This window comes from Candidatus Cloacimonadota bacterium (assembly GCA_011372345.1).
Taxonomy (GTDB): Bacteria; Cloacimonadota; Cloacimonadia; order Cloacimonadales; family TCS61; genus DRTC01.
The window spans coordinates 1-11,023 of the sequence record DRTC01000402.1; the positions used below are offsets into that span (position 1 = coordinate 1).

Here is an 11,023-nt window from a genome sequence, read left to right on the forward strand (position 1 = left end):
ATCTTTTCCATTCCACCCGATGAAATGTGGACCTTTGCTAAAATTATCGGAAGCAATCGTATTTACCAGTTGACCGCGAATATTGTAAATATCGAGATTCACGAAAGTGTCTTCCATCAGGTTGAAATCAATGGTAGTCGCAGAATTATTTCCGGTTCCGATGATAAATGGATTAGGGTAATTCCTTCCTAGAACCGTATTAAATTCCTGGATTTCATGATTGGAGGTCGAAGTCAAATCAGGTGCAATTCCGGTTCTTTCAGGATTAGCTTTGAAGCACTGCCAGGCTATTTCCCCAATTGGTCGTTTATAATCCACCAGGACAAATGAATTCTGGTTGGGAATGATGATCTCTGGATCATCATCAGCATCAGCATAACCTATCGCTGGACTGACCTTGAGAGTGTTTTCCAGGAAAAGCGGGAAATTAGCGGTTTCATTGCCGGTAATATCTACTGAGTGCAGGTAACCGTCATTATCCCCAAAAATAATATCGATACTTCCATTATTATCCATATCAGCAAGGATGGGAGTAGATTCGATGGCAACTCCGATATTAATCGGGAAATTATCGATGTCATTTCCCATATTATCGATGACATAGAGCCAACCGCTGGAATTCCCGAAAATAATCTCGATCATATCATCATTGTTTAGATCAGCTGTAACTACCGAGGTTTTGATTTGTCCCTCAACTTCTTTTTCAAAATTTAATGTTCCGTCATGGTTGATCGCGATCAATTTCTGTCCCAAAGTTCCAATCAGGATTTCAGGATCATCATCAGCATCGATATTGGTAATGATCGGACCATTCCAGGAACCTCCACCTAATGTATATGGAAAATTATCCAACATATTTCCATCAGAAGTTGAAATAGCGTTCAGAGTTCCGTTCATAGCATCACAAACAATATCGAGATGACCGTCTCCATTTAAATCTGCGATGGCTGGAGAACTCAAAACTCCGGCAGCCAGTGTTACCGGAAAATTACCATAATCAGTTCCGTCGGCATTCAGGACGATCGCTTTATTTCCGGTAAATGTGCAGGCAATGATCTCTTTTGAACCGTTTCCATCAACATCTGCGATCATAGGGCTTCCCTTGATCAATCCTCCAGCTGCATAATTGAATATTTCCGCTCCTGTATGATCGACAGCGATCAGTTGACTGCTTTCATTTCCAACAATGATCTCTAAATAATTATCAGCATCGATATTGCCGACAGCAACAGCAGCACTGATATTTCCGCCAAGATCGACAGGAAAACCAGCAATTTCCTCTGTTCCATTGACATTTACAGCATGTAAAGTTCCGGTGTGATCTCCAAAAACGATTTCCATTTCCTCATCATTATTAATATCAATGATCAAACCGGAAGATGTAGAAGCTCCACCAACATCAAAGGGCCAGCCTTCTTGAACAAGCGATAAACTGGCAACTAATTCCCGATCCACATTGTAAGGATATTCGGAAGACTGGTTTGAAGTCAGAGTAATGATCAAAGTAATATCCATTTCATTCATATCTTCGGAAGTCTGGAACTGGAAAGGTTGATCATTATTCCAGATGGAAATTCCTCCGGCAATATCCGGCAGAATGGAAGTTCCCTGTAAAATTTCTACTTCCGGATTTTCACAGCTTAAAGTTGCTGTAACTCCGGTAGCATTTGCCCAGAATCCGGCAGCAAAATACCCGTTCTGGATCATAACAGTCAGTTGCAGAACTTCTCCCGGATTGGGAACACCATCACCATCTCCGTCTAATTCAATGAGATTATGGGCTTCGATGGTTAATTTTGGAATCAAGTCATACATGGTTGCCTGGAAGGCATTTACTCTTCCTGTTCCCAACAATCCGGCATAATCGGGATTTACCGTATCTATATAATCGGTTGTATTTTCTATCCTTGATCTCAGTTCAAGAGGAGTTAAATCAGAATGAATTGATTTTACCAGAGCAGCTACTCCGCAAACAATAGGAGAAGCCATGGAAGTACCCTGGTAACTTGCATATCCGTTATCAGCAATGATGGTTGACTTGATATTAACTCCCGGAGCACTGATATCTATAGGTTCTCCATAGTCGGAAAAATCTGCTTTGATATCGTTCTGGTCTGTGGCGGCAACACTTATCGCATTATCGCAATCAGCAGGATAATCCTGGTAATAGTCCGTATGCTCAGTATCTTCATTGCCGGCAGCACAGATAACTAAAGATCCTAATGCTGTTGCAGAATTGATGATATTATTTGCTGTTCCTCCGCTACCGGGACCACCCCAACTGCAGTTAATAATATCAGCTCCGGAATTCGCACAATACATAATACCGTTGTATCCATCCTGAACAAAACCGTAATCATAAGTAGTAGGAGCATGCCTTGATGAGATCAGTTTGACAATCATAGAAGAACCGACAACTCCGATCCCATTGTCTCCAACAGCTCCGGCACAACCTGCTACATGAGTCCCATGATCGTTCTCCGGCCAATCCTGGTACGAGTCGTTATTATCTCCTCCAAAGAAATTATAACCGATAACATCATCGATTCTGCCGTTTCCGTCTTCATCAATGCCGTTACCTCCGGAAATAGTACCATTTTCCCAGTTGATCGTCATTCCGGCATCCAGTTCCGGTTGATTGATCCAGATATTGTCCATCAGGTCCGGATGGTTCCATTTAATTCCCGAATCAACAATACCAATCACAACTTCTTCATCTCCAACGGTATAATCCCAGGTTTCGGGACATTCGATCTTCGGCAAATGCCATTGCACTGGATAAGAAGGATCATTGGGAATATGTCGTAGCCTGTTGATCGTTTCATATTCCGCATAAACAATGTTCGGATCATTTTGCAGGTTAGATAATGCTTCCTCAATATTGGAATTACTATCCAGATGAATACGGTAAATATTCTGAATATAAACTCCTTCATTATTCCAATCCGGATTTTTTACAAAATCGATAAGCCTGCTCAGATCGACGAACCTGTATTGCTCAGCTAAACGATCAAAACTCTGAAGACCGGTTTTTACAATACCGTTTTTTATTTCAAAATTGAGGATTCCTTCCCTGTTTCCGACTGCTTCTTTTTCAAAACAGGCAATGATTATTTTTTCCTGGAAATATTCGGGGATGAAAGGATCGCTACTTGCTGATAAAAAACCGCTACTGAAAGCGATCAATAACATTATAAAAATTAAGCGTTTCATGTTTACTCCTTATTGTCTCTTTGATATTTTATCGTTACCAATCCCCCGATTGGTAATGAATTAAAGTTTAGAAACTCACGATTTTAAAAACTTGTGTAAAAACTGTAAATCAACTTGCCAGGTTGATATCTTGAATTCCCTGTATCGCTTTTGAAACAAGGTTTCGAGTTCATTTTCACAATTTGCAAAATTGTGCCAGCTTTTACACAACCTCATTAACCGTGAGAAAAAAAAGATGTTCCGATCAGATAACCTTATTTTCTCCCTTTCCTTTTATGAGAATTGGGGCTTTAGTCCGGCAAAGACGGATGGGGTGGAATAAAAAAAATAAGATACAGCCCGAAGCAAAAGCTAACGAAGCTGTATCTTATCTATAATTTACATGATTTTGTGATACTATTTAAGTAAGAGCATTTTCCTAGTGAGAACCTGTCCGTCTGTTATCAGTTTGTAGAAATAAATTCCGCTGGTTACAGTTTTATCACTATTATCCCGACCATTCCAGTTATATTGAGTTAAACCGGATTCAACCACATCATTGACCAATGTTTTTACTAACTGACCTCTGACATTGTAAACCTGAATTGTAGCTTTACCTGTTGCCGGCATATTCAGATTGATAGTTGTGTTTGGATTAAATGGATTAGGATAGTTGGAGATAGAAAGGACATTATCTGGAGTTAATTCTTCTTCAATGCCTGTTGAATAACCTAAAGCAATGGATCTGATCATTACATTTCCGCTTGCTTCCATTACCCAGCTTCCGCTTTCATCTGTATAACTGTATCCGGAACCGCTTGTATCTAAACCAATTGCAGAAAGTCCTGCCATTTCAAAAATTCCGACATAGTAACTTCCTGATTCGAAATCCGGTTGGTTTGCTTCCGGAATCGGAATCGTGTTCCATCCGGTACTTAAATCTGCTGCAGGATATACAAATTGGAAAAGCATAGTTCCGGGAACTCCACCATTATCATCCCAGGCTCTGATGATAACTTGACCTGTGTCATATTCATGAACATATACTCTGGCATGTGTCAATGTCCAACCTGTTGAACGACTATAATCCGGAGTAAATTTAACTGCCATGCTATGAGTCAAACCCACATTATAACCTTCTTCACTTGTCCCGTCATCATGGTTGAATTCTTCTTCATCATCAGCAATAACATAATCAAAGGCAGGAGGATCATGCATTGCACCATCTGCTCCATCCCAGAGAGGAGTTACATTATAGTAATTGTTTGCACCGTGGATGGGAGAAGCATGTGTATATTCTTCAGCAGGATCGATAGTATCGATCACTTCATAAGTTCCGTCGAATGTATCACAATGCCAGATATGATAGCCAGTAACCGGACGATCACGATCGTTTGTAACTTCAAATGTTCTTCCGTCAGCAGCTGCGATATATCCGTGGATTAACCAATTGTAATCAAAATCACCACTGAGATCTTGCCAGCTGCCGAGGTTTGCATACAATCCGCCAACATTTGGTCCTGAATCATATCCAGCCGGGTAAGTGCTGGCATTTGGTTGGTTGATCTGGTAACCGATCCAATATTCCATTCCTGATTCAATTAAAATAGGATCAGGTAAAGTAACCTGGTTCCAATCTTCAATAACAGGATTTGTTAAGGGAATTTCAACCTCCAGAGTAGAGGCATTGGAACCCGACCAGACTGTAACTGTATAATCAGCAGTTACTTCAGCAGGATAGATCGTGACTTCAGTTAAAGAACCACCAACATAAGGCATCATCTCTGTTATAGTGAACCTGGTAGCAACAGCCCATTCTCCGCCGTTTGTCAAGCCCAATGAACCTGCATATTCTCCATTATCATGTTGGATCCAACCTTCTTCTCCACCTTCTTCGGGTGCAGTCCAGGTAAGGTGAACGCTCTGATCAGCATTATTCGCTTCTGCTGTCAGATCTGTAACTCCAGCTCCGGGCCAGATTATGTTTGTTACAGTGAAATCGTCAATCATGATTCCGGTTCCAATCGGTTCATCTCCATCAGATTGGAAATAAATACGGAAGATAGAATCTGTTCCTTCATACATATCATGTCCGTCCAAACGTCCATCTAAAGTGTAAGATTCGACCATGGAAGACCAGATATCAGGTGCATCTGAATAAACATAATTTGGTGAGCCGTCATCAAAAGGATTGCTCATATAATACCAGGTCGAACCTCCATCAGGAGAAACTTCCCAACCAAAGAAATCAACTTCCGGGAAAGTATCGTTATCATCAAAGAAACCTTTAAGCATAAAATCAACATGTATTTCACCAGCTTCCGGCATTGTGATGGGAGGAGATTCCAAATAATTAAGCATATTGATATTATATGTTCCCTGATCATTCTGGCAGATCATAGCATGAGTTGGAGAAGGAGCATCCCCGGGTTCACCCAGATACCAGATGTCTCCACCAACAGGAACGATACTTGTAAAAGTCATTCCCTGTTCATTACCATCATCAAAATCATGGTTAAAATCACCAAGCGAGATATTATCAACAGCAAAACCAAACATACTGGCATCATCCTGGGTACAATAAGCAGGATCGGAAGCAAAAGCAAAACGGATCATAACATCCTGTCCCGCATAAGCGGAAAGGTCAAAATCCGCTTCCTGCCAACCGGGACCAAATCCGCACCAGCCGGGGACATTAGGACCTTCACCATGTTCAAATCCGAAACTATAAAGAGATTGATTTGTGTAAGCTGGAGTTCCATTTTCTAAAACAGTCCAACTCGTTCCACCATTGGTTGAAATTCTGATATTACATCCGTCCCAACCATCATAAGGTGGTTCTGCTCCTTCCGGTAGTTCACATCGATAAGTAAAATCAAAAGTTAGATGACCTCCTGTGGGAACAGTAATTTCCGGAGTATCAAGAACAACATAAAGATGGTTGATATATCCACCAAGTTCTGGATCTCCCATCCACCAGGAAAGACCGGTTCCATCCGGTGTAATGAAATCATCGAGATGCCACATGGAAGCAGGCAGAGTACCATCATAATGAGTCCAACCACCCATTCCATCTTCAAAATCCTCTAAATAGACGACTACTTCATCCCTTAAAACATTTCTTGCTTTAAAAGCACTTTCTTGTGATTTTTGTTCGATAAAATTGCTGTCTGAAAAAAGACTCAAGACAAAAACCACGACCATTAAACTAATAAATAGTTTCTTCATTCTAACCTCCTGTAATTTTTCTTTTCTATTTATTTTCTTCACTTCGGTAAAAACTCTTTTCACCCTATTTTGTCAAACACTTTTCTTATTATTATTAAAACTTTATTTCCGCATTTTTTATTCCAGAGCGGACATATATTTCATAAGATCAACTATCCGGCAGGAATATCCCCATTCATTATCATACCAGCTGAGAAGTTTCACCAGGTTGCCATTCACCATTGTGACTTTGGAATCAAAGATGGATGAATGCGGATTTCCAATAATATCAGTTGAAACAAGCGGTGTTTCGGAATACTCGAGAATATCTTTCAAATAAGTTTCAGATGCTTCTTTTATGAATTGGTTCACTTCTTCAATCGATGTTTCTCTATCCAAAGTGATAGTAACATCTACCAGTGAACCATTCGGAGTCGGAACCCTGACAGCCATTCCGTCGATCTTACCGGAAAGATCGGGAATGACTTTCCCGGTGGCAGCTGCAGCTCCTGTTGTTGTCGGAATAATGTTCAGAGCAGCAGCTCTGGCTCTTCTCAGATCTTTATGAGGAAAATCAAGAATGCGTTGGTCGCTGGTATAGGAATGGATGGTTGTCATAAAAGCTGATTTAACTTTAAATTTATCGGTAATTACTTTCATCACGGGAGCCAGACAATTTGTCGTGCAGGATGCATTGGATACTATTTTATGTTCAGGTTTCAGAGTTTCATGATTAACTCCCATGACGATAGTAGCGTCAACTTTATCTTTTGCCGGAGCGGAAATGACCACTTTTTTTGCTCCTGCAGTAAGATGTTTGGAAGCACCTTCTTTTGATCTGAAAATCCCGGTAGATTCGATAACTGTATCGATTTTCATTTCTTTCCAGGGAAGATTTTCCGGTTGTTTTTCAGATAAAATCTGAATTTCCTTTCCGTTCACGATCAGCAGACTGTCACTTGTTTTTACATCATATTTGTAAATTCCGTGAACAGAATCATATTTCAGAAGATGAGCAAGTGTTTTTGCATCTGTAATGTCATTAATAGCGACGATATTGAATTCTTTCTCTTCAAATAAAGCCCGGAAGACGAGTCTTCCAATTCTGCCAAAACCATTAATGGCAATGTTTTTCATTTATACCTCCGATTTGGTTTTTTTTTATAAAGTTCTAAAAAGTCCGAAATTCACATTTTGCAAAAATGTGCTACCTTTAGATCATTATCGATTTATCGGCAGAACCGGTAATTTTAACTAATTCTTCTACAGCATTCTGTACGGAATTTTCTGCTTTGACCATCCATTTTCGTGGATCGAATCTTTTCTTATCCGGGAAATAACTATTTTCCGCAATACCTGTCGGTCGCACGATCGCATCTTTTTCTTTTTCCCAATAAGCCTGAACTGCAGCAGCCATTTCCATCTGATACCTTGTATCTTTGTTGATCTTGACGACTCCGTTTCTGATCGCATCCTGCTGTTGTTGGGCAGTCAAGCCGGAAGCACCGTGCAGAACGATCCCTCTTTCAATATTATTGGAAATTAAAAGTTCGTCTATTTCTTTGATCAAGTCTAATTTCAATTTGACCTGATGACCTTTAGTTACGCCATGATTCGTCCCGACAGAAGCAGCAAACAGATCAACATCGGTTTTCTGTACAAATTCCAGAGCTTCTTCCGGTTTTGTATATAATTCCGTATCGGAAACGATCTCATCTTCCGAACCTTTAATATAACCGATCTCACCTTCGACCAGGACACCATGTTTATGAGCGACTTCAACAACTTCTGCGGAAATCCTGATATTCTCTTCAAATTCTTCATGAGAAGCATCGATCATAACAGAGGAAACAAGATCATTCTCAATGCAGTAAACGATGAAATCAAAGTAGTTAGGAGTGGCATGATCAATGTGCAATCCAATCCCGGAATTGTGATATTGCCCGGCAATGATCTTGATCATGGAAGAGATAAGTTCAGCTCCGGTATTCATATCTTTGGTATTTCCGGCTGCATATTTTACAGCTCCTGAACTCATCTGCAGGAGACCATCGGATTTCTGGGCTTCATAACCCTGAATAACTCCCCTGATCACGCTGTCAAAAACAACATTTGAAGCAATGATGCCAAATCTTTCTTTTTTTGCTTTGAGAAAAACCTTCTTTAATTTATCACCTTTCAAGAACATTCTAACCTCCCCAAAAAATTATTTATCACTTGCTTCTATCTCGTCGAAAAGGTTACTTTCACCCTTCAACTCTTTGGTCATAAAACGGGCAGATTCATGCAGATCTCCCTCCGGATATTTTTCTAAAAATTCTTCAAAGAGCTTGATCGCTTCTCCCTGTTTATTCATTTCTTCCGCATAAAGGAAAGCTTTCATGAACATTGCTTTATAGTCGTCCGTATTGTTTGGATAATACTTCATAACTTTGTCGTAATAGAAGATCGCATCCTGATATCTTCTGTTTTTCTGAGCATTTTCCGCTTTCGTGAAATATTCTTCCGGAGTTAATTTGATGACAAGTCTGTCAGGATATTTTTTCAGATTATATTTTACTTCAAATTCTTTTGTCACTTCCTCAAATTTCGTTTTTGCCAGGTCTTTGGTCATGCTCATTTTGATTTTTTCTTTTATTTCTTCAAAAGGTTGGGGATCTGCCGGATGATCTTCCAGAATTCTAAAAAACACAAACTCATCTTTTGAATTCTTGAAAACTTCACTCATCTGATCAGGATCTGTTTCCCATATTTTCTGGGAATAAATTTCATCTTTTCCAATTCCAGGAACAATCCCGTTTTGATAAATATAATCGAGAATTCCGTTCTTTTCAGGATGGATCGAGTTTTCTTCGATCAGTTTTGTAATTGAATCTTCATTTTCTTTTTTTACAGCTTTTTCGACCTTCTTCAAAACATCATTAGCTTTATCTTCCTTATCGAAATAAAATGCCTGGATTTTCCTATATGGTTTGGAACTGAATTTATCAAGATTATTATCATAAAATTCCCGTATCTTATCGTCTCCAAGATCGAGTTTATCAACGACAAGCTGATTATAAACTGTTCTCAACATCACTGTTTTTTTTGTCTGTTCGATCGTATCAACTGCATCCTCTTTCTTATCAAATCCCTGTTCAAGAGCGTCGAAGTAAAAAACATCCGTTTCAACTAACTCGTTGATGTGTTCTTTCAGTTTTTCCGGAGAATTGATCGTTTCCTGTCTTTGTGGGGGAAGTCCCTTAAAATAATCTATAAAAAGAGCGACATTTTTTTCCATTCGCGGTTCTGAACTGAAGACAAATTGTTCATCCAGAATGGCTTCATTTTCATCGATATTTTTAATGTTTATAGATTCAATCACTGTTGTATCGATGACGACATTATATTTTTCAAAAAATTCCGCTTTCTTTTTATCAAGAAAATCTTTTTGCTTATCATTGCGAAGTTTGGCTTCGACACTGGAAATTGCTTCTTCGTAAGTTTTACCGGGAAATTTATCCTGGTTCTGGATAAAATATTCATGTTTTTCTTCTTCTGTGATGATAAATTCATTTTCGATCAAATCCTGTTTTCTCATTCTGGAAAGGGTAGATTTTATCTGAGTATCTGATTTCATGTTGACATCTTCATCATTTTCCAGACCAGCTGCTACAGCTTCGAGGTAAAATAGTTCTTCCGTACACATCATATCAAGAAGGCTGATCTTACCTTCTTCTGTCTTATAGCGTGATTGATAAAAAGGTGGAATGTTGTTAATTCGTTCTTCGAGCTGGCTCATTGTGATCTGACCACCATCAAATTCAGCCAGAACTTTGTCTCCGGGAATTTCTTCCGATATTAAAAAAAGTGTGATAAAAGTCAACACCACTATCGAAATTTTCTTTGAAAAATCCTTACTTATCATTTCTAAACTCCTTCCTTAACATAAATTTTGCTTACAAAAAAAAATTTGACGATTTCAAGTCAAGTAAATAAATGACAGCATAGATAAAGCTATTTATCTAAACAGGTAAAGGATTTATGGAGATTTTTTCACCGGAATTGATAAAAATGAATTATTTTGCTCTGGATAAAAAGAGTTGCCTTTCCGAAATGGCGGAATTCCTTTTTGAGCATTCAATTGTCAGTTCTTTTGAGGAATTTTTTAAGACGATCCTCGAAAGAGAAAATCTGATGTCAACAGGTATTGGCAGAGGTATTGCGATACCTCATTCACGCAGTGAAACCGTGAAAAAATTAACGATTGCAGTATATCTTCTTGACAATGAACTTGATTTTCAATCGATTGACGACGAACCTGTCAGGATGGTGTTTATGATAGCAGTCCCGAAGGATATGAAACAGGAATATATGAAACTTTTGAGTGCGATTTCAAATTTTTTGAAATTGGAGGAGAACAGGGATAAATTGCTCGGATGCAAATCCAATCTTGAAGTTTATAATATCTTAAAAGGAATAAAATTATGAAAGATAAGATCATATTAATAATGATAATGTTCGGATTACCGCTTATGGCAATCCATGAAAATGCAGGAACAACCGGTTTCAGTTTCCTGAAAGTTGATTTTGCCGCCAGAAGTGCAGCTTTGGGAAATTCCTTTACTGCTCTGGCTGATGATGC

6 protein-coding genes are annotated in these 11,023 nt (G+C 39.0%); 1 reads left to right on the forward strand and 5 read right to left on the reverse strand.

Annotation, left to right across the window (positions count from 1 at the left end):
• The 5 genes from ENL20_07875 to ENL20_07895 all read right to left on the reverse strand — a co-directional run.
• The coding region (locus ENL20_07875; GenBank protein ID HHE38478.1) for a hypothetical protein at nucleotides 1-3,213 on the reverse strand (3,213 nt) is incomplete at its 3' end.
• 396 nt (nucleotides 3,214-3,609) lie between these two features.
• Entirely contained in the window at nucleotides 3,610-5,751 is a 2,142-nt protein-coding gene (locus ENL20_07880) for a T9SS type A sorting domain-containing protein (GenBank protein ID HHE38479.1), read from the reverse strand.
• Between the two features lie 786 nt (nucleotides 5,752-6,537).
• Nucleotides 6,538-7,536 (reverse strand): type I glyceraldehyde-3-phosphate dehydrogenase, encoded by a 999-nt coding sequence (gap, locus tag ENL20_07885; GenBank protein ID HHE38480.1) that lies wholly within the window; start codon nucleotides 7,534-7,536, stop codon nucleotides 6,538-6,540.
• Nucleotides 7,537-7,612: 76 nt separating this feature from the next.
• Nucleotides 7,613-8,587, reverse strand: coding sequence for a class II fructose-bisphosphate aldolase (locus tag ENL20_07890; GenBank protein ID HHE38481.1), 975 nt, complete (start codon nucleotides 8,585-8,587; stop codon nucleotides 7,613-7,615).
• Nucleotides 8,588-8,605: 18 nt separating this feature from the next.
• Nucleotides 8,606-10,306, reverse strand: coding sequence for a tetratricopeptide repeat protein (locus ENL20_07895; protein HHE38482.1), 1,701 nt, complete (start codon nucleotides 10,304-10,306; stop codon nucleotides 8,606-8,608).
• Between the two features lie 116 nt (nucleotides 10,307-10,422).
• On the opposite strand from ENL20_07895, the gene ENL20_07900 reads away from it, so the two are divergent.
• The gene (locus ENL20_07900) at nucleotides 10,423-10,869 is read left to right on the forward strand and encodes a PTS sugar transporter subunit IIA (protein HHE38483.1); all 447 of its coding nucleotides are present in this window, start codon (nucleotides 10,423-10,425) and stop codon (nucleotides 10,867-10,869) included.
• The last annotated feature ends 154 nt before the right edge of the window (nucleotides 10,870-11,023 follow it).

What these genes read in the sequence shown, in the direction of transcription:
- ENL20_07880 (HHE38479.1), bottom strand. Translation starts at nt 5,751, where the DNA reads ATGTTTGGTTTTGCTGTTGATAATATCTCGCTTGGTGATTTTAACCAT.
- gap (HHE38480.1), bottom strand. Translation starts at nt 7,536, where the DNA reads ATGAAAAACATTGCCATTAATGGTTTTGGCAGAATTGGAAGACTCGTC.
- ENL20_07890 (HHE38481.1), bottom strand. Translation starts at nt 8,587, where the DNA reads ATGTTCTTGAAAGGTGATAAATTAAAGAAGGTTTTTCTCAAAGCAAAA.
- ENL20_07895 (HHE38482.1), bottom strand. Translation starts at nt 10,306, where the DNA reads ATGATAAGTAAGGATTTTTCAAAGAAAATTTCGATAGTGGTGTTGACT.
- ENL20_07900 (HHE38483.1), top strand. Translation starts at nt 10,423, where the DNA reads ATGGAGATTTTTTCACCGGAATTGATAAAAATGAATTATTTTGCTCTG.